Origin of the sequence: Porphyromonas crevioricanis (assembly GCF_900167225.1) — a bacterium.
Taxonomy (GTDB): Bacteria; Bacteroidota; Bacteroidia; order Bacteroidales; family Porphyromonadaceae; genus Porphyromonas; species Porphyromonas crevioricanis.
This window is the reverse complement of the sequence record NZ_FUXH01000001.1, coordinates 43,664-63,150: the sequence shown is the minus strand read 5'-3', so window position 1 is coordinate 63,150 and position 19,487 is coordinate 43,664. Positions and strand designations below refer to the sequence as shown.

Sequence of the window (19,487 nt, the reverse complement as noted above, 5' to 3'; positions counted from 1 at the left end):
TCTCCCATGGATTGCTCCTGTTCGCATCAGACGTGAAACTAAGACCAGATTATTCCTTTACTTTTGTGCTACATTAGTCGTGTTTTCCAACAAGAACAAAGGCGATGAATACGGAAGTAACCAACTACATTATCCAGTTTATGCTGGGCGGAGATCTTCTACCCCAACAACGGATGGATCGACTTATTGGCTATACTTCAGACAAATCGGAAATGCAGAGATATAGGGTTGTGATTCGCCCTTCCTCTTTTTTCCGAACTGGCTGCTATGGTACCGAAGCCGCCTACCCCACCTTGCCCTTGGAAGAATGGGAGGGTGTACCTGTCTTGTTTGGAAAACCCGGAGTAAGCCGGGAGTCGGATGGAGGGCCTTTGATCATAGAAGCCGATTTGGTAGCCTCTACATTCTTCCTCATATCTCGCTACGAAGAGATGTATAAGCGAGAAATACGAGACGAACATGGTCGTTTTCCCGGCAAAGAATCGTTGCCATATCGAGCAGGATTTATCCATCGCCCGATCGTAGACGAATATGGGGTGTTGTTGCGCAAAATACTCCGAAACGAAGGAACAGATATTCCCGAACCTCCCTTTGGTTTCTCTCATATCAATCTGACACACGATGTAGATGAACCTTTCGAATACAGAGGATGGAGAGGTATGATGCGTGCCATAATTAAAGAGAAGAAATCACCCTTCAAGGCTTTTCATCTAGCTTTCCGCCCCCCATGGCAAGATCGCTACTATACCTTCGCCGGGATACTTGAGCGAAACAAAGAACTGCGAGATCGACTAGGAGAAGAGATATGCGATACAATCTTCTTTTTCAAATCCATGGGTACACATCCGCTCGATGCTCCGTGTTACAATCTCGGCTCGGCCTGCTTTACTCCTCTCACAGATCTTTGCAACAAAAGAGAGGTACGCTATGGTCTGCACTGCTCCTATGCCTCCGGTTTGGATCCAGATAAGATACTGCGAGAAAAAGAACACTTGCAAAAAACATGTAGTCATTCGATTGATATCTCTCGCCATCACTACCTGTCTGCACGCGAGCCCGAAGATATGCAAGCCCTGATAAGTGCGGGGATACGGCACGACTACACCATGGGTTATGCTGATGTCGCCGGGTTTCGGTTGGGTACCTGCCGGGTAGTACGTTTCATTCGCCCCTGCACTCGAGTACTCACGGAATTGTTGTTACACCCACTCACCGTAATGGATTGTACTCTGAACCGTCCTAATTATATGGGGCTGGAATACTCCGAAGCCAAATCCTACACATTTGGCTTAATAGAGCAGACAGCTCTGCACCACGGAGAGTTGAACCTACTCTGGCACAATGTCAGCTTTGCTGTGGGAGAACAGAAGTGGCTGGACAATCTATATCGAGACATCATACGAGAAACAATGAATATTCACATTCATGGAAAAAAAGAGTGACCCATGAGACAGCGTCGTGTCTTGATTCTGTCGGATCTGTTCCCCCCTGTATTTGCTCCTCGCATACAAGCAGTAGCCAAATACTTACCGACCTATGGCTGGGAACCGGTGGTAGCGACCGAATTAGTGAGACACCAAGCCGACTATGTACACACGGCAACTGATAGCCGGTACAAAGAAGATATACCTATATACAGGATTGACTTTGGGAAGAACGAAGTCGGGACATTGAGACACAAATTGAACTTTCTGGCCGACCTTGTCTACGAAAGGAGGGAAAGACGCATGGAAAAGGCTTTGCAAAAGAGCCTGAAAGAGAAACCCGATGTCATCTTATGCTTCGCCTACCGCAAGTTTCCTCTGCGTACGGCTGCACGTCTGGCAAAAAGCTGGGGCATACCCTGGATTGCCGATTGCAGAGACATTGTGGAACAATATACCGATGGAGATTTCCTCCCCCACCCCATCACTCTTTGGGGGCACCCTTTGCTCAAATTGATGAGAAGTATCCGAGCTCGTATTATCAGTCAACGCAACCGGTACCTATCCCAGGCAAACAAAGTCATCACTGTTTCCCCCTGGCATAGGAATTTACTTGCCAAAGTAAACCCCGATTGTCATTTGATATACAACGGCTACGACCATGAGATTTTCTCCCCCCGATTAGAGCCACACCCTCACTTCGACATCATATACACTGGACGTCTCCTGAGCTTATCTATGAGAGACCCAAGCCTTTTGTTTCAAGCTTTGGCCTCTCCCGAGCTGTCCGAACTGGTAAGCTCATCGAAGCTGCACATCCATTGGTATACAGACAAGCAGAGCGAACGGTTATTACGCCCTGTGATCTCTTCTTACGGACTGGAGACAATCAACACTTTTCACGAAATGCTGCCAAGAGAGGAAATGGCTCGAATGATACAATCGGCAGCTATTCTCCTGCAACTCTCCAACCGAGAATCCGAAAGCGGACCGCACGGCATGGTCTCTACCAAAATATTTGAAGCCATGGCGGTACGTAAGCCGGTACTATTGGTAAGAAGTGACGAAGCTGTAATGGAGCAACTTATCAAGCACACTCGGATCGGATGTGCAGCTCGTTCTGTCCGGGATGTCATTTCTTTTGTACGTTCGTGTCACAAAGACTGGATCAGACAAGGCTACACAGCCGTATTGGGAGAACAGGAAGAAATAGAGCTATTCTCTCGCAAAAGACAGGTCGGAGATTTTGCCCGACTACTCAATGAAGTACTCGATAATCCGAAAAATATACGTTCGTGTCCGTATCAATCAAACCATTAGATCTACCTATCTACCAGTCGGGAGGATTTGTCCTGATTGCTGGCCCTTGCAGTGCCGAGAGTGAAGAACAGGTAATGGAGACGGCCTGGCAACTCCGCTCGGCCGGGATCGGGATTTTTCGTGCCGGACTATGGAAACCTCGTACATTGCCCGGCTCTTTCGAGGGTATGGGAAGCAAAGGTCTTCCATGGCTAATGAGAGTAAAGCATGAATTGGGAATGCTTGTGGCAACGGAGGTGGCTGGCAGCCGGCATGTGGAGGAAAGCATACACGCCGGTGTAGACATCTTGTGGATAGGAGCACGCACGACCTCCAATCCCTTCTTGATAGCCGAAATAGCCCACACGCTATCTCATTTGAGCACCCCTCCCATTGTGTTGGTCAAAAACCCCATCAATCCTGATGTCGAACTTTGGGCCGGAGCCTTTGAGCGTCTCTATCAAGCCGGAGTAACTCGCTTGGGAGCCATACACAGAGGATTCAGCACATACACAGACAGCATCTATCGCAATCCGCCACAATGGCAAATACCAATAGAGTTGATGAGAAGATATCCGGAAATGACCATACTGGGCGACCCGAGCCACATAGCAGGTAAACGTGCTCTCGTACCGGCCCTGTGTCGCCAGTCTCTGGATATGCACTATGCTGGATTGATCGTAGAAACACACATCAACCCTCAGACAGCTTTGAGTGATGCAGCTCAGCAACTAACTCCCCACGACCTGCAAAATATTTTGAGCCACCTGCATGTATCGAAGCAGGTGCGCGACCCCCTACCCGTACTCAAAGCGTGGCGCACCGAACTAGATCAGATAGACGAAAATATCCTTGGCCTGCTTTCCAAGCGAATGAAACTTTCGGCCCAAATCGGACACTACAAGTGTCGCCACAATCTGTCTGTCTTACAAACGGATCGCTACCAATCCATTCTACAAGAATTGGAGCAAAAAGCCGGAGAGTTGCAACTTGATGTGGACTTCGTTTCCGGTCTTTTCTCCCATATACATCAAGAGTCGGTAAGGATACAACACAGAGTTTCAGATGATGAACAGCAATAGGATACTTATCAGCTTGGGGAGTAATTATTACGCCATAAGACGCATCAAAAAAGCCAGAAAGCTACTGTCCAAACATTTTCCCAGGATCTGCTTTTCTCCACCTATCCTCAACCCAGCTGTAGATTGCGAGGTGAAATGTCACGATTTTATCAACTGTCTCGGCATTATCCACACCGATTTGGGCAAAGAAGACTGCCGACAAATACTCAAACAGGTAGAACAATCTTGCGGTCGTCTCAAATACCCTAAAACAGAGTCGCGCATCTCAATAGACATAGACCTGCTCATCTGGAATACAGAAGTGTGCAAACCGGCCGACATGGAGCGTCCGTACATACAGATCGGAATGCAGCAGTTGAACATCTCCACCGATCACTGACCCAAAACCTAAACGAGTCTCTTTCGTTTAATCAAAAAGCCAGACACTTATCCTCACTTGTTATTTCAAAACAAGGCCGAAAGAATTAGGGCCTTACAACTCATCGGTACGAAGATTTGCTCAATACGGAGCCTAATTTCGTGCCCAAACGTCCCGGGGAACTGGTTGTAGCGGATATTACCTACATTTCCTATGGGGGGGCGCCTACTTATCTCTCATTACCGATGCCTACACATGGGGGGCTTTATGTGTATCTCACCTTGGGAGTGGAAGAGCCCTTAATAGCTATAAAACAGGCGTTTTCCGAAAGGAATACAATCTGCCTCCAAAAGTGACGTAAGATTTTGAGAGACTATCGAGAGAATATTTTCATAACCTCATAACACACGTCAAACCATCATATAGCGCACGAAAAACTTATGCGCAGTACATTCAAAATCCTATTCTACATCAATAAGAATAAAGTCAAAACAGACGGTACAACGGCAAGCCTTTGTCGCATCACCATCAACGGAGCAAACGTGGTGATGAGCACGGGCGAAAGCGTTGCGCCTCACGAGTGGAACACAGGCCTTGTTTCCTCTCCAAGAGCAATGTGGTAGTATTCTTAACTCTAAACAGAATTATGGTACGAAAATGATATGTATCGGAATAGTTGTGATGTGTTCTGAAATCCCTACCATAGGTATCGAAAGGGGAAAACTTCAGAGAGAACAATTGTGTAAATAAAATGCTTCATCGTCCCATTCTTAATGAGTATTTTTGTCCGTGATGGATACGACCCAATATATAGTATCGGCTCGCAAATACCGCCCCGACAGTTTTGCGACCATGGTAGGGCAAGAAGCCCTTACCTCTACACTCAAGGCTGCTATCAACAGTGCAAAGACTGCTCATGCCTACCTCTTTTGTGGCCCCAGAGGAGTAGGTAAAACCTCCATGGCACGAGTCTTTGCCAAGACAATCAACTGCCTAAATCGTACTCCTGAGGGAGAAGCTTGCAACCAATGTGAAAGCTGCAAGGCCTTTGATGAGCAACGTTCCCTGAACATATACGAACTAGACGCAGCCTCAAACAATACAGTAGACGACATACGGCAACTGATAGAACAGGTACAAATCCCACCACAAATCGGCAGGCACAAAATCTATATCATAGATGAGGTGCACATGCTCTCACAAGCAGCTTTCAATGCGTTTCTCAAAACATTGGAAGAGCCACCGGAGTATGTGATATTCATTCTGGCAACCACAGAGAAACACAAGATACTACCTACTATTCTCTCACGATGCCAGGTATACGATTTCAAACGCATTGCCGTACCGCAGATCGTCCGGCATTTGAGCCATGTAGCCCAAACGGAAAACATTGAGTATGAGGAAGATGCCTTAGGCTTAATCGCCGAAAAAGCCGATGGAGGGATGCGCGATGCTCTCTCTCTTTTCGATCGAATAGCCAATTTCGGGGGCGGTCGAGTTACCTATCAAGATGTCGTATCAGGGCTCAATGTATTGGATTACGAATACTATTTCCGGCTGATCGATCTATTTGTTTCGGGCAATTACAAGGGAGTTCTTCTCACTTTGGATGAGCTATTAGCCAAAGGCTTCGATGCAGCAATGATCGTAAATGGATTGGCGTCGTTCTTCCGGGATCTATTGATGGCCAAAGACCCCAATACAGCTATTTTGCTCGAAAAACCACAAGCCATTGCCAAAAAGTATGTACAGACCGCATCTACCTGCTCCTCAGCTTTTTTGTACCAGGCCATACGTATCTGCGTCGGCTGCGATCAACAATACAGACAAGCCTCAAACAAAAGGCTACTTGTGGAGCTTGCTTTAATGAGTATCTCAGCTTTGTATAGCAACGAGCTGAAGTCGGGAGTGCAAAAGGCTGTGACACAAGCAACAAAAACACAAGTCACAAGCACGCCACCTGCCCGCCCAACAACAGCAGACACAAATCACAACACGACTGCAGAGACAGCAACCGAAGTTCCCAAACCGGCTGAACAACCACGGCAAACGCCACCCGCTCCGCTTGCTTCAACAGAAACAAATCTGACTCCTGAGACTCCTATACAGCCTGCGCAACAGCTATCGAATACAACTCCCAGACCGAGCACACGACAAGCTCCGATCCAAACAGGAGAAAACAATCGAAATTTCATTGGAAACAGATTATCCGTGCATGGTATTCGCCGGGATAACACTCCGAAAGAGGCAAACAACCTCATTGAGGATGATTTGCACGAATCCTTTACAGAGAATGAGTTGCAACGGGCTTGGTTGGCATATACAAAAGAGGTTCTCACCGATCAGGTTCACCTACGCAACACCATGCAGCTATGCCTGCCTAAATTATTAGACAAGGCCGATTTTGAAGTAAAAATCTACAATCCCGCGCAGCAAGAGGAGTTGGAAGAGATCCAAATATCTCTCATGTCTTTTCTCAGAAGCAGACTGAGAAACACAGAATTGCGGATGAAACTGAGCATAGAAGATGTGAGTTCGGATGAAGATGCGATAACCAATGCAGAGCGAATAGAACGCTGGCGAAAAGAAAATCCGAACTTCGACAAACTGTATCAAGCCTTGGGATTGCGTGAAAACTGAGAACACTTTCTTCCCAAACAAAAGCCTTTCCGGCTATGTTTGGTACATAATACTAAAGCATTAAAAACAAAGATGAATACACGACAAATCAACAAATCAGAATTTATACAGCTCGTATCAAATATCGAATCTACTCCCAATGACTGGCAGCATTTGTCATCGAAACCCGTCTTAGTAGACTTTTTCGCCACTTGGTGCGGTCCTTGTCAGGCCCTCTCCCCCATACTCGAAGAAATAGCTCGGGAATATAAAGACCAAATAGAAGTCTACAAGGTGGATGTAGACCAAGATCAGGAACTCACAGCTTTCTTTGGCATACGTACTGTGCCTACTCTTCTTTTCTCAAAACCAGGAAACGAAAAGCCTCACCTCATGCTAGGTGTAATGGGAAAACAAGAGCTAAAGCAACACATCGAAGAGTTGTTGCTACAATAAGCAGGAGGTTGTAACATGAACAAAAATATCACTCGCATTGTAATGACCGGAGGCCCTTGCGCAGGCAAAACTACAGCTATGGTCAAAATCATCGAGCGATTTACCGACATGGGCTATCTGGTATATGCTTTGCCGGAGACTCCAACCTTATTCAATGCTGCTTCTGTCAATTTTTCAACTTCGGACAAACAGTATTTCTACAACATAGAGAAAGCCGTACTCAAGTTCCAAATACAAATGGAGGATACCTTCTACGAACTTGCCCGTACAGCCTCGCAGCCGGTATTACTCATTGCCGATAGAGGTACGATGGATATATCCGCCTACATGGATCCGACTGCTTGGCAGGCCATGATAGACGAGTTGGGATATTCTCAGATGAAACTGCGAAATGCCCGGTATGATGCTGTTATACATTTGGTGACAGCAGCCAATGGAGCCGAAGAGCACTATACCACAGACAACAACGACCTCCGCAGAGAGACCCTTGATGAGGCCAGAGAGTTGGATGCCAAAGTCATAGCCGCCTGGACAGGCCACCAAAATCTTCGAATCGTGGAGAATGATGGAGATTTTGAAAACAAAATCCTGCAAACAATCGATACCATATCTTCCATTTTGGGAGAACCCGGCACATTGGGTATACGTCGCAAATACCTTGTAGAGCTATCGGGAGAGATCCCCTATGGAGTAGAAGCCGAGATCTATCAGGCATATATCCCTGCGGAGGACGGCTCCACAGTGCGTATACGCAAGAGAGGCTACCCTGGCAATTATGTCTACTTTCACAGCGTGCAGGCACTCCCTCATCCACAGGAAGGAGCGCCTATCGTTACCGAAAGACAGATCAACCCCAATGAATACATATCCATGCTCAACAGAGTCGATAGATCCGACTTGATGATCGTGCACAAACTGCGCAAAAGCTTTGTGTGGGACAAACAGTACTTCGAGCTGGATACATTCTTGGAACCGGAACTCAAGTTCCAACTACTGGAAATAAAAGGACGAAAAGAGGAAGATATACACCTGCCTCCTTTCGTGAAGCTGATAGAAGATGTAACGGATAACCCCGACTACAGCCGTCTATGAAAACGCTCGGCCTACGAATCGTATTCTTCTTGCTGCTGGCTCTCTCCACTCTGGAGCCTGTATTGGCCCAACAATATACCATTTCGGGCTATGTATTGGATAGGGATGACAAGCCTATAGAGTTGGCGAACGTACGAGTTCAGGGGCGAGCCATAGGAGCCTATACCAATCTGAAAGGCTTCTACAGCTTCAGTATGCCTGCAAGCAAAGATTCTATCACAATAGAATACTCTTGTCTGGGATACAAGTCGGAGGAACGGAAGCTAAGCTCTCTCGCTTCCAACCAACGAATCAACATTCGTCTGGCCTCATCGGCCATAGATCTCGGAGGAGTGGTGGTAAGCGCACAGGGTCGCAAACAAACCAGTACGATGCAGGCCGTAAAGACAGATCTGATAAAGGCCAATGTATCCCCGACGGCCGGTGTCGAGAGCTTAATTGGCACTTATGCTGGTGTAAGCCAGAACAACGAGTTGAGTTCTCAATATTCGGTACGAGGGGGTAGCTATGACGAAAACATGGTCTACGTAAATGGGATAGAGATCTATCGCCCTCTCTTGATCCGGTCAGCTGAACAAGAGGGTCTTAGCTTCGTAAACCCCGACCTCACCGATCAGGTACAATTCAGCGCAGGAGGATTTACCGCAGATTATGGAGACAAGATCAGCTCTGTATTGGATATTAAATACAAACGACCGGAAGAAACAGAAGGCTCCATCACAGGAGGGATGATGGGAGGTTCGGCATACATTGGCACACGTATGAACAGGCTGTCAATGATCACCGGGCTAAGGTACAAAGCCGGCAATACTCTGCTGAAATCTCTCAATGATACTCAAGCCGAATACGACCCACATTACTTCGATGCACAGGCCTACCTGCACTACGCTTTCTCCACAAAACTCAAACTCTCTTTCCTCACCAATGTCTCCTACACCTCTTATCGCTTTGTCCCTAAGACCCGAGAAACGAATTTTGGGACATTGGAGAATATCAAGAAGTTCAAGATATACTTCTCGGGGAAAGAGCAAGACCTTTTCCTCACAGCCTTCGGAGCCGTAAGTCTGGAACATACCCCATCAACCGATTTCCGACAAACCCTCACCTTTTCGGCTTTCCGCACACGAGAGCAAGAAACATACGATATTTCTGGCTCCTATTTCCTCAATGATTTGGGAGCACAAGACCCCTCAGCTATAGAATCGGGGACAGGATCTGGAGTATTAGGCATTGGCAATAATCATGAGCATGCCCGGAATCACCTCTATGCAACAGTTGCCAATATGGTCTATCGCACAGACCTGAATGTCAGTGAGACACAACGCTGGAGAGCAGGGCTGAACCTGAAGCTGGAACAAGTAAACGACCATATCAACGAATGGGAGAAAAGAGACTCGATGGGCTATACCTTGCCTCGAAAGGAGGAGATATTGGCTGTTTGGCGAAATCTATACTCCGACATTCGGATGAGATCAATGAGGGCAAGTGCATTCCTACAAGATCATATTCGCCTACAGACATCTCACGGAGTGCTTAGTCTAACCCCCGGTGTCAGGGCCTCTTATTGGTCTTTCAACAAAGAGTTCACTGTCAGTCCCAGATTGAACACCTCCTTCGCTCCGGATTTCAACCGGAATTTAATTTTCCGTCTTTCGGGTGGCTTGTACTATCAAGCTCCATTCTACAAGGAGCTACGATTGGAACAGAAAGACCAGCACGACAATCGCTATGTTGCACTCAACAAAGAGACCCGCTCTCAAGCAGCAGCAATTATTTTGCTCGGATCGGATTTGGATTTTCTCATTGCCGACCGCAAATTCAAGTTCACAACTGAGCTTTACTACAAGCGTCTCTACCGGATCAACCCATACATAAGGGAAAATGTAAAAATCCGCTACTACGGAAGCAATATCGGCAGTGGCTATGCAACCGGGATAGACTTCAAACTGTTCGGAGAGTTTGTGCCGGGGATAGACTCTTGGCTCACATGTTCGCTTCTCTCGGCTGAACAAAATCTAGGAAAAGGAATAGGCAAGATTCCTTTGATGAACGCACCGAAATACAACTTGTCGCTATTTTTTCAGGATTACTTCCCTGGATACAAACAAATCAGTTTGAGCCTCAGAGGTGTGCTCTCGGGAGGATTGCCGGAAATCAACCCTGCCAAAGGATTCTCCTCTGCCGCATTCGAAGGCAGTGCATACAAGCGGATAGACATAGGTATGCAGTACACTTTGCTTGACAACAGCAAACAGAAGTTCCGTACCGGCCTGTGGTCTGCATTCAAGAAGATACAATTAGGAATAGACCTCTTCAACCTCTTCGACATAAGTAATGTCAACTCCTACTATTGGATCAGCGATGTTTTCAATCAGCAGTACGCAGTCCCGAACTATCTCACCCGGCGACAGTGGAACCTCCGCTTTACAGCAAGTTTCTGAATAAAGGCCTTTGCTAAACATTTTGCACATCGTTCCGGTTAATGTGTTGGAATCATATTTCTAATACCTTAACTGATACATAAATGAATAGACTAAAACACCTACTCATGGCCACAGTCTTTGTGCTGGCCTCCTTTTCCTCCGCTTCAGCTCAGTTCCAACTAATGAAATTGCCGTATGCAACAGATGCGTTGGAGCCGGTAATCAGCAAACAAACTGTGGAATTGCATCATGGCAAACATCTTGCCGGCTATGTCAAAAAGCTGAACAAGCTGATCCAAGGTACTCCATTCGCTTCCGTATCTGATGTTCGGATGATAGCCAAATATGCAACAGGTAGCATTGCAGACAATGCAGGGCAATTGCTTAATCACAACCTCTACTTCGAGCAATTCTCTCCCAAAGGAGGAGGTATGCCACAAGGAAAACTCGGTGAACGAATAACAGCACAGTGGGGATCTTTCGAAGCCTTCCAAAAGGAGTTTAAGCAGGCAGCCATGGGAGTATTCGGCTCCGGATGGGCTTGGCTTTCTTCGGACGAGAAAGGAAACCTCTCAATTGTAACCGAGGCCAATGGAAACAACCCCGTGCGTAGAGGTTTGACGCCTCTCATGGGGATAGACTTGTGGGAACATGCCTACTACTTGGATTACACCAACGACAGAGGTAAGCATCTTGATGAAGTGTGGCGAATTATAGATTGGCAAGTGGTAGAGCTTCGTTATCAGCTCTAAACACTCCCTCAAGCCCTGACCGGCAGATGGTCAGGGCTTATTTTTTGTATCCGGAGAGACCTTATGCTTGAAGCGAATGAACAATATCCATACCTTTGTGTTCTGCAAAAGACCGACAGGTTGATTTTCCTTTAGGAGTTACATATTTATCACTTACAGTAAAATTAGAAACAGCAATGAGAAAGTACATTTGCACACTATGCGATTGGGTTTACGATCCTGCAGTAGGGGATCCGGATGGAGGAATAGCACCGGGTACTGCTTTCGAAGATATTCCTGATGATTGGTCTTGCCCAGTTTGTGGTGCAACCAAGGACGATTTTGAAGTTCACAAAGGGTAATATCGGATTGCACTAAAAAAAAGAAAGTCACCCGATCTGGAGTTTGCCAGATCGGGTGACTTTCTTTTTGGAGGAGCTCCTGCCTATTGGAAAACCTTTACACGAGTTAGTAAAATGACATCTCCTCGGACAGAGGTTGAATAGAACAATCTGATTACCCTCTACTTTTTATTTCACTCTATAAGAAGAGCGGACAGTGACCGAAGCCGTCTTTTCCTTGCTTGATGTATTGAACGAGCCACCCCAGCTGTAATCTTCGTTGGAGTTAAGCCCCACGATCTGGAATACTCCCACATCCGACTTCACCAACTTACCCAAAGATCCTTTGCCTCCCTCGGCTACCACAGCTGCCCTGTTGTAGGCATCTTCCGATGCTGCTTTGAGCATCTCTATTTTAAGCTGATTGAGCTTGGTGTAGTAGAATTGGGGACTTTCGGAATAAATCTCAACTCCCTCATTGATAAGCTCCGTGATAGAGCGAGAGAGGTTTTCCACCTCTTCGATATTATTAGACGTAATAGTGATACTCTGAGAGAGAGCAAAGCCAACAAAAACTTTCTGATCACAATAACCCTCCTTGTCGTATCTCCGATCAATACTCACAGAGCTATACTCGACCTTATCCTCCGCTATACCTTTGCTTTGGAGAAATTTCTTCACCTGAGCTCTCTTTCCAGCAAGATCGGCAAATGCCTGTTGCATATCAAACCTCATCACTTCATATCTGGCACTCCATACAGCCAAATCACTCGTAAAATTGCGTTCGGCCATCCCCGTTACATTGATAAGGGGCTCGGGAGAGCGTCTTACCTTGCCTACACCATTAGCCAAAGCACCGAGGCCAACGACAAAAGCAATCCCCACGATGACAGCTGTAATGATATTACTCTTCTGCATTTTGTTTGTTATTGATTTGAGTTAGAAACGATATTGTAGTCGCAATGTGAGTTTATCGTCGGACGGATCACGATAGAGAGGATGTTTTGGATTGGGCACTCGTTCGCTATGAGGCATTTCGTAATAAGCAGTCAGGCGCAGTGCATCATCCAGAAGGAATAGTTGCAAACCAAAACCATGGACCTGCTCTTTGCCGTCAGCCTCGGGTGAGGCTAAAAACTGATCGAGATACATCTGCCACAGTTCCTTATCATTGGTAATGAGATCTCTTTTGTTGTAGTAATAGTATTTGTATAGCAAGCCGATAGGAGCAAAATAAAATCGGTGAGAGACCTCTCCCATTGCTCCTTGGAAGCCTCTGGAGAATATCGCCTTATCATCGTAGTACTCCTTATCTCCGATCTTTTGCCCTACTACATGGGAGAGCTGCCGTTTTCCCGGCTGATTGCCGGAGATATATTCGGCACTCAGGCGAGTATAACCGAGTACGGTACTGAAACCAAAACGCGCAAAAACAGAGAGATAATCCCGACGCACTTTCTTATCTAGCTCATTCCCTTGAGGTACATATCCCCAATAGTAGGAAGCTCCATACAGGATGTCCAAATAGATATTACTCATCGAATGCCGAAGATCGAACAAAACATCCGGTACATCCTTACGCATCTTGCCAAGCCCATTGCCCGACAAAGCCTGAATATCAAGGCCGAAGGAGTGTTGCAGATAGGTTGGCGTATAGCCACCGAAACCAATACCGAAATGCATACCAACTCCCAAATCAACGACATCAGGATACATATTCGATATATAGGCAGCTCGCTCCGGACTGAGTCTTTGATCCGAAGTCTCTCTTTCTTCCAAGCCAAAAGAAGGGATGTCCAGACCAGCTTTCCCTCCAATCTCCAGCAAACTAAGTTCGGTATCACTAATATCGAACTGGTGCAGATAATTCACATAAGCCTGAAAAGGAAAAACTCCTCTATCATTTATATCGACAGTACCCACCGCAGACCAATCTCGGTATTTGGGATGTCTGGCCGATAGAGTAAAATACCCTCGCCTGATCCCCATACGCCCAAATAACTTCTCCGCGTTCTTGTTAGGCTTTCCGACATCCAATGTTGCATCTCGCTCCCCCCCTTGAATATCGGTCTGAACATATCCGTGAAGTTGGATGATAGAAGTATCTGCCACGGCTCCCCGGCCTTGAGCAAAAGAAACGGGAGAGGCCATCAGAGCTGTCAATGGCAGTATTGCAATCAGTTTGGCTAATTTCTTCGTTCTCATAAAGTATTGCTAAAATGGAGGATGCTCTCGGATCGAATCTTCAGCGTTTTCACCCTTCATTCTTCCCTAAAAGAACCCTCTCCGAACAAAAATAAACAATGTTTTTTGGGAGCAAAACAACAAACTCAAAACAAAGAAGGGGCTAATATGATTATACCTTTGAGAAAGGAACAGATTCACAGAGAGATATTGCTCTGTCGCAAGACTTCCTTCTTTAGTTTAGAGCAACAACATAAAAGCCCTCAATAGATCTAAGAAAATGAAATCGGATATTCAGATCGCTCGCGAAGCTGAGCTAAAACCTATCACTGAAATAGCAGAAAAAGCCGGACTCAATACAGAAACAATTGAGCCATACGGGCGTTTTGTAGCCAAGGTCCCTCTATCAGAAATCGATGAAGAGAAGGTGCGTAAAAATCACCTCATATTGGTGACAGCTATCACGCCTACCAAAGCCGGTATCGGTAAAACAACCGTATCCATCGGCTTGGCTTTGGGACTCCGCCAAATAGGAAAGACAGCCACAGTGGCTCTCCGAGAGCCCTCTCTCGGTCCCTGCTTTGGTATGAAAGGGGGGGCTGCCGGGGGAGGCTATGCACAGGTATTGCCAATGGAGAAAATCAACCTCCACTTCACTGGAGACTTCCACGCAATTACCTCTGCCCACAACATGATCTCCGCCTTGCTGGACAATTACATCTACCAAAACCGTAATACTTGCGATGGTCTGTCTGAGGTACTCTGGAAGAGAGTGTTGGATGTCAATGACCGTTCGTTGCGCAACATCGTAACAGGCTTGGGAGGCCTCTCCAACGGCATCCCCAGAGAAGCCGGTTTCGACATCACCGCAGCTTCCGAAATTATGGCTATTCTTTGCCTTGCTTCGGACTTCGATGACCTGCGCCGACGCATAGAGAAAATCCTCCTGGGATACACGCGTAAGGGAGATCCTTTCACAGTGAAAGATTTGGGTATTGCGGGAGCTATCACAGCTCTCCTGTATGATGCCATCAAGCCTAATCTGGTGCAAACCATCGAGCATGGGCCAGCTTTTGTACACGGAGGACCATTCGCCAACATTGCCCATGGCTGCAACTCTATCATTGCTACCAAAATGGCACTTACGACCGGGGAGTACGCTATCACGGAAGCTGGTTTCGGTGCAGATTTGGGTGCTGAAAAATTCTACAATATCAAATGTCGCCATGCAGGACTAAATCCCTCGCTGACAGTCATTGTAGCAACCCTCGGAGGTCTGAAGATGCACGGAGATGTACCCGAACAAGCAATCAAAGAACCCAACCCCGAAGGAGTACGCCGAGGATTGAAAAATCTCGACAGACACATCTCCAACCTAAAACGATTTGGGCAATCTGTAGTCATTGCATTCAACCGTTTCGCCACCGATACGGAGGAAGAGATTGAGCTGGTACGTGAGCATTGCGAAAAAAGTCTCGGAGTGGGATTTGCAATTAACAGTGCTTTCGGAGAAGGAGGCAGCGGTGCCATAGATTTGGCCAAGCTGGTAGTGGAGACTGTGGAGAACAACCCTTCCCAACCTCTTCGCTATACCTACGACCTGAAAGAAAACATACAGACAAAGGTAGACCACATAGCCAAGACGATTTACTCTGCCTCTGGCGTAACCTATAGCAGCAAGGCAACGAAGAAAATCAAGCGTATAGAAGAGCTTGGGATGTCTCACTACCCTATTTGCATTGCCAAAACGCAATATTCTTTCTCAGCTGATCCCAAGGGCTATGGCGATGTGAGAGATTTCGAGCTGAAAGTGGCAGATGTCGTTGTTAATCGAGGTGCTGAAATGATCGTTGTGATCATGGGTGAGATCATGCGTATGCCGGGGCTTCCCAAAACACCACAGGCAGAACACATAGATGTTGTAGACGGATTTATAGATGGTCTAAGCTGATCCATTCTTTCAGAGAGAGATCTCGAAAGAGAGTCTGCTGCCATAGGCTTGCCAAATTTGGCAAGGGCTACTAAAAGGCCTTTTAGAGCCTGAGCAACAGCCTCAAAAAGAACCAGAGTAAACACACACTCTCGGCTGCAAGGACGAAAGTCCTAAATTGAAAAGTCTGCCCCTAAAATTGACCACAAATGTCAGTTTTCAGGGGCAGACTTTTTTGTTGAGATAGTTATTGTGTTCGCCGTGTTATTATCGGCATTCGGACTTAGTTTCTTACCCGACTCCCTCAATTCTTGCTCATTGCTACATCTTATGAACTTCAGTCAAAAAGCTGTTTCGGAATCTTTTGAGTATCTGAACAATGGTCTCTTATTGTGGTATGAAGGTCACTTCCGGAAAAGGTGCTTGAACTCATCGGCGTACAAGCGCGATAAGCCTGCTCTATTATCAATTGCTTTACCAACCACAAGCATAGTGGTAAGGGTAAGGCCGTTACTCTTGACAATGTGTGCCAATTGATCCAATCGCCCTCTGTAGATTTTTTCGTCCGGCCAAGTCAGTTTATAACAGGCAGCCACAGGCGTTTCCGGAGGATAAGCCATCAGCAACTCTTTCTGCACATCCTCGACAATACCGGCCGAGAGGAAAATACACATCGTACTTTGGGATTTGGCAAGCATATGCAACTTCTCCTTCTCTGGCATAGGCGTACGCCCTTCGCCACGGGTAAGTATGATTGTCTGCACTTCCTCGGGAATGGTGAACTGAGACCTTAGAGCTGCTGCAGCAGCTTGAAAGCTGGAGATCCCCGGTGTAATATGGTAGCTCAAGCCAAAACGGTCAAAGTAGGCCATTTGCTCCTGAATAGCTCCGTATATGCAAGGATCCCCCGTATGCAAACGAACAATCAAATGACCACGGAGATAATGTTGGTACATCAGCTCAAACTGCTCTTCCAAATTCATGTTGGCCGAGCTACGCACCACACATCCCTCTTTTGCACACTCTGTTAGGGCTATCGGCACCAAGCTGCCAGCATATAGAATAAGATCGGCACGCTCCAAAAATTGCCTTCCACGCACCGAAACCAAGTCAGGATCCCCCGGGCCAGCACCTACGATCTCAATATGGCCCTCTCTTCTCATATCCAAATCATCGGCCAAGGCAAAGGTGAAATGGCTTCCCTCGGTAAGTACCCCTTTCTGCTTCGGGATCAGTAACCGTCCTTTACCGGCTGCTATGGCACAACTCTCACTCACACTATCTACACCCGTTACCTCCCGTACTTTGTCCGAAGGATTGGACACAGAGATACCCTCCAACTCCTCAGCCGAAAAGATCTGCTTGTGACTGTTAGGGAAAGCTTTGAGCAAGGTGGGCAAAAGAGGTTCGTCTTGCTTGAGTGTTATCGTATTGACTGTTGCGACCGACAAAGGTGAATAGCCGGCTTCGGAAAGAGCATGGACGATAAATGGGGCTATCCCCTCGGGATTGGCCTGCTGTCTGCATCCAAACCCCAAGTGTAAACACTTCGGACGCAAGACCATTGCAGGCACTCCGTGTGGGAGTTGTATTTTTTCGGGAGTAACAGCAATGATCAATTCGTAGCCATTCTCCTGCTGAAAATCGATCTTTCCGCTTCGTATCTGCACATGCTCGGGAGCAGTACGCTCCAAATAGTCTGTACCTCGATCCCGGATACCAAGATAAAGCAAAGTAGGCCGGCGAGAGACGAAGAGTGTAATGAGCCTATTCATCTCTTTGCGCTCAATAGGCTCCATAGCCCACCCCATACAACGATCCAGTGTATCCAGAGGCCACAGATCCTCTACATCGCTTTTGGTTGTCAATACGGCATATCCGCCCACGATACGAGCCAAACGTTTAGCCAAATCGTTTGCTCCACCAATGTGCCCAGAAAGTAGAGGGATCACCGATTTGCCACGGTGATCTATACAAATTACCGCTGGGTCTGTCTGTTTGTCTTGCACATAGGGAGCAATCTGCCGTATGGCTATCCCACAGGCCCCTAAATAGATTAAGGCTGCACGTTCACGCCAAAGTCGGGCAATGGATTCGTTGTCAAGGTCTTTGTAATGAAATACCTCTGCTTCGGGCCGCAATTCCGAGGCGATCAAGCCAGCCATTGCTTCGGCTGAGTCACTCACGTATATAAGGCTGTATTTAATCATAGTATTCTGGTAAAGCTGTCTTTCAAATCTTTGTTGTTTCAAACGGAAGGTTTAGTTGCCCGAACAATGTCTATCGGGTTGTGTTCATCTACTTTGATAATTCGGGATAAATCCGGCAGCAAGCCGGCCAAACGGCAACCTTCATCAAAAGCAGAGCGACTCTCAGACGAAACCGAATTGAACACTAACACTCCACCCGAAACCATATAGGGGGCCACCCGTTGTATCATCTCGACCAATCGCCCGCCATGCCCTCCGATAAACACGGCATCAGGGCGGGGTAAATCCTCCAGAGAGAAAGAGAAAAAGTCTCCTATATGTACCTCTATGCCGGGACAACCGAAACGACGAGCATTCTCACGCATCAATTCTTCTCCTTCGGGACGGATCTCAAAACTCTCAACTTGAGTTTGCGGACTCAGTAGCTTCGCTTCGATGGAGACGCTGCCAGTACAAAAACCAATGTCCCAAAGACAACGCCTGCCGGGTAGCCCCAAGGCAGCCAAAGAAGACAAGCGTATCGGCATTTTGGTTATCATCCTTGCACGACCGTTCAGCAAGGAAAATCGACTCTCGTCAATCCCGAAATATCGAGGTTTCACCTCCTCTGCCTGTAGCAAAACGACATTAGGAGATAGAGCTTCATAATCAGCAGCCTGATGCAAAGACATCCGAATACTCAAGTGTTCTTGATTGCGATTGCCTAACAACTCTCCTATTGTCATAGAATACTCATCGAAACCGTATTCGATCAGTCGTTTCGCAATAGCCGAAGGGGTATGCTTACGATCGGTCAGCAAGCCAATTTTTTTTTCGCGTTCTATCAAAGCCCTATCCAAACCTATCCAAGGACGTCCGGTGAGAGATACCACACGCATATCTTCATAAGGGAGAGATAGCTTGTGGGCAAGCATCTGTAAGGAATTAAAGACAGGATAGACTCGAATCTCTGCCGAGGGAAATTCACGCAACAAAGTGCCAGCATAGCCGTAAAAGAGAGGATCCCCGGAGGCAAAGACAACAATCTCCTGATGATCTCGATACCGCACAAATACTTTTTCCAGTGGTACCGTAACGTCTATCCAAATATAGGAAGCTGGTAAATACGGCTCCACGATTCCTCTATGCCGAATACCTCCGCTAAAGACCTGTGCTCGACTGATCAATTTGCACAACTCCGGGCTAAGATGCGGTTCGGACTGGTCGGTAATACCTATCACAAAGAATCGTATTGCCCGGCCTTCCGATCCCCCTTGAACACTGACTTGACTCATAGGAGCAAAGGTAGAGATTTTGGCCCGAGACTTGAAGAGAGAAAAAAGGGAATAGATCGGTTTG

Annotated in this window: 15 protein-coding genes and 2 pseudogenes; 13 read left to right on the top strand and 4 right to left on the bottom strand. The window is 46.9% G+C overall.

The genetic code is table 11. The features are described from left to right. Positions 1-104 precede the first annotated feature (104 nt). From B5D48_RS00260 to rd, 12 genes and pseudogenes are all read left to right on the top strand, one after another. Complete coding sequence (locus B5D48_RS00260) at positions 105-1,442, top strand: UDP-2,3-diacetamido-2,3-dideoxy-alpha-D-glucuronate deacetylase VimE (protein ID WP_023938769.1); 1,338 nt, start codon at positions 105-107, stop codon at positions 1,440-1,442. 3 nt (positions 1,443-1,445) lie between these two features. Continuing rightward, positions 1,446-2,744 (top strand): glycosyltransferase, encoded by a 1,299-nt coding sequence (locus B5D48_RS00255; protein ID WP_023938768.1) that lies wholly within the window; start codon positions 1,446-1,448, stop codon positions 2,742-2,744. Beyond that, positions 2,720-3,805 (top strand): bifunctional 3-deoxy-7-phosphoheptulonate synthase/chorismate mutase type II, encoded by a 1,086-nt coding sequence (locus B5D48_RS00250; RefSeq protein ID WP_023938767.1) that lies wholly within the window; start codon positions 2,720-2,722, stop codon positions 3,803-3,805. Before B5D48_RS00255 ends, B5D48_RS00250 begins: the two co-directional genes overlap by 25 nt. Beyond that, a complete protein-coding gene (locus B5D48_RS00245; RefSeq protein WP_023938766.1) occupies positions 3,789-4,184 on the top strand; it encodes a 2-amino-4-hydroxy-6-hydroxymethyldihydropteridine diphosphokinase in 396 nt (131 codons plus the stop codon). The genes B5D48_RS00250 and B5D48_RS00245 overlap by 17 nt, the downstream gene beginning before the upstream one ends. A 101-nt stretch (positions 4,185-4,285) precedes the next feature. Further along, positions 4,286-4,419, top strand: a pseudogene (locus B5D48_RS09315) (IS3 family transposase); the annotation flags it as partial. 184 nt (positions 4,420-4,603) lie between these two features. Then, positions 4,604-4,750: pseudogene (locus B5D48_RS00240) on the top strand (Arm DNA-binding domain-containing protein); the annotation flags it as partial. A 205-nt stretch (positions 4,751-4,955) separates the two neighbouring features. Continuing rightward, on the top strand, positions 4,956-6,803 hold the full coding sequence (locus B5D48_RS00235; protein ID WP_023938762.1) for a DNA polymerase III subunit gamma/tau: 1,848 nt from the start codon (positions 4,956-4,958) through the stop codon (positions 6,801-6,803). Positions 6,804-6,875: 72 nt separating this feature from the next. After that, positions 6,876-7,238 carry a thioredoxin gene (gene trxA, locus B5D48_RS00230; RefSeq protein ID WP_023938761.1) on the top strand — a complete coding sequence of 121 codons (363 nt, stop codon included), beginning with the start codon at positions 6,876-6,878 and terminating at the stop codon, positions 7,236-7,238. A 15-nt stretch (positions 7,239-7,253) separates the two neighbouring features. Beyond that, a complete protein-coding gene (locus B5D48_RS00225; protein WP_023938759.1) occupies positions 7,254-8,330 on the top strand; it encodes an ATP/GTP-binding protein in 1,077 nt (358 codons plus the stop codon). Further along, on the top strand, positions 8,327-10,771 hold the full coding sequence (locus B5D48_RS00220; RefSeq protein ID WP_023938757.1) for a TonB-dependent receptor: 2,445 nt from the start codon (positions 8,327-8,329) through the stop codon (positions 10,769-10,771). Before B5D48_RS00225 ends, B5D48_RS00220 begins: the two co-directional genes overlap by 4 nt. 107 nt (positions 10,772-10,878) lie before the next feature. Then, positions 10,879-11,505 (top strand): superoxide dismutase, encoded by a 627-nt coding sequence (locus tag B5D48_RS00215; RefSeq protein ID WP_042120645.1) that lies wholly within the window; start codon positions 10,879-10,881, stop codon positions 11,503-11,505. A 176-nt stretch (positions 11,506-11,681) separates the two neighbouring features. Further along, on the top strand, positions 11,682-11,846 hold the full coding sequence (gene rd, locus B5D48_RS00210) for a rubredoxin (RefSeq protein ID WP_023938753.1): 165 nt from the start codon (positions 11,682-11,684) through the stop codon (positions 11,844-11,846). A gap of 168 nt (positions 11,847-12,014) precedes the next feature. Here rd and B5D48_RS00205 read toward each other — a convergent pair whose 3' ends face one another. Then, positions 12,015-12,743, bottom strand: a complete 729-nt coding sequence (locus B5D48_RS00205) for an SIMPL domain-containing protein (protein ID WP_023937348.1) — start codon at positions 12,741-12,743, stop codon at positions 12,015-12,017. A gap of 21 nt (positions 12,744-12,764) precedes the next feature. Beyond that, the gene (locus B5D48_RS00200) at positions 12,765-14,030 is read right to left on the bottom strand and encodes a hypothetical protein (RefSeq protein WP_023937349.1); all 1,266 of its coding nucleotides are present in this window, start codon (positions 14,028-14,030) and stop codon (positions 12,765-12,767) included. 259 nt (positions 14,031-14,289) lie between these two features. On the opposite strand from B5D48_RS00200, the gene B5D48_RS00190 reads away from it, so the two are divergent. After that, positions 14,290-15,960, top strand: a complete 1,671-nt coding sequence (locus B5D48_RS00190) for a formate--tetrahydrofolate ligase (protein WP_023937352.1) — start codon at positions 14,290-14,292, stop codon at positions 15,958-15,960. Positions 15,961-16,343: 383 nt separating this feature from the next. On the opposite strand, the gene cobM is transcribed toward B5D48_RS00190, so the two are convergent. Together cobM and B5D48_RS00180 are read right to left on the bottom strand one after the other, a co-directional pair. Then, positions 16,344-18,149 carry a precorrin-4 C(11)-methyltransferase gene (cobM, locus tag B5D48_RS00185; RefSeq protein WP_036887469.1) on the bottom strand — a complete coding sequence of 602 codons (1,806 nt, stop codon included), beginning with the start codon at positions 18,147-18,149 and terminating at the stop codon, positions 16,344-16,346. A gap of 38 nt (positions 18,150-18,187) precedes the next feature. Continuing rightward, positions 18,188-19,423, bottom strand: coding sequence for a bifunctional cobalt-precorrin-7 (C(5))-methyltransferase/cobalt-precorrin-6B (C(15))-methyltransferase (locus tag B5D48_RS00180; RefSeq protein WP_023937355.1), 1,236 nt, complete (start codon positions 19,421-19,423; stop codon positions 18,188-18,190). Between the last annotated feature and the right edge of the window lie 64 nt (positions 19,424-19,487).

Coding starts and splice junctions, on each gene's coding strand:
- B5D48_RS00260 (WP_023938769.1), top strand. CDS start 105: ATGAATACGGAAGTAACCAACTACATTATCCAGTTTATGCTGGGCGGA.
- B5D48_RS00255 (WP_023938768.1), top strand. CDS start 1,446: ATGAGACAGCGTCGTGTCTTGATTCTGTCGGATCTGTTCCCCCCTGTA.
- B5D48_RS00245 (WP_023938766.1), top strand. CDS start 3,789: ATGATGAACAGCAATAGGATACTTATCAGCTTGGGGAGTAATTATTAC.
- B5D48_RS00235 (WP_023938762.1), top strand. CDS start 4,956: ATGGATACGACCCAATATATAGTATCGGCTCGCAAATACCGCCCCGAC.
- trxA (WP_023938761.1), top strand. CDS start 6,876: ATGAATACACGACAAATCAACAAATCAGAATTTATACAGCTCGTATCA.
- B5D48_RS00225 (WP_023938759.1), top strand. CDS start 7,254: ATGAACAAAAATATCACTCGCATTGTAATGACCGGAGGCCCTTGCGCA.
- B5D48_RS00220 (WP_023938757.1), top strand. CDS start 8,327: ATGAAAACGCTCGGCCTACGAATCGTATTCTTCTTGCTGCTGGCTCTC.
- B5D48_RS00215 (WP_042120645.1), top strand. CDS start 10,879: ATGGCCACAGTCTTTGTGCTGGCCTCCTTTTCCTCCGCTTCAGCTCAG.
- rd (WP_023938753.1), top strand. CDS start 11,682: ATGAGAAAGTACATTTGCACACTATGCGATTGGGTTTACGATCCTGCA.
- B5D48_RS00205 (WP_023937348.1), bottom strand. CDS start 12,743: ATGCAGAAGAGTAATATCATTACAGCTGTCATCGTGGGGATTGCTTTT.
- B5D48_RS00200 (WP_023937349.1), bottom strand. CDS start 14,030: ATGAGAACGAAGAAATTAGCCAAACTGATTGCAATACTGCCATTGACA.
- B5D48_RS00190 (WP_023937352.1), top strand. CDS start 14,290: ATGAAATCGGATATTCAGATCGCTCGCGAAGCTGAGCTAAAACCTATC.
- cobM (WP_036887469.1), bottom strand. CDS start 18,149: ATGATTAAATACAGCCTTATATACGTGAGTGACTCAGCCGAAGCAATG.
- B5D48_RS00180 (WP_023937355.1), bottom strand. CDS start 19,423: ATGAGTCAAGTCAGTGTTCAAGGGGGATCGGAAGGCCGGGCAATACGA.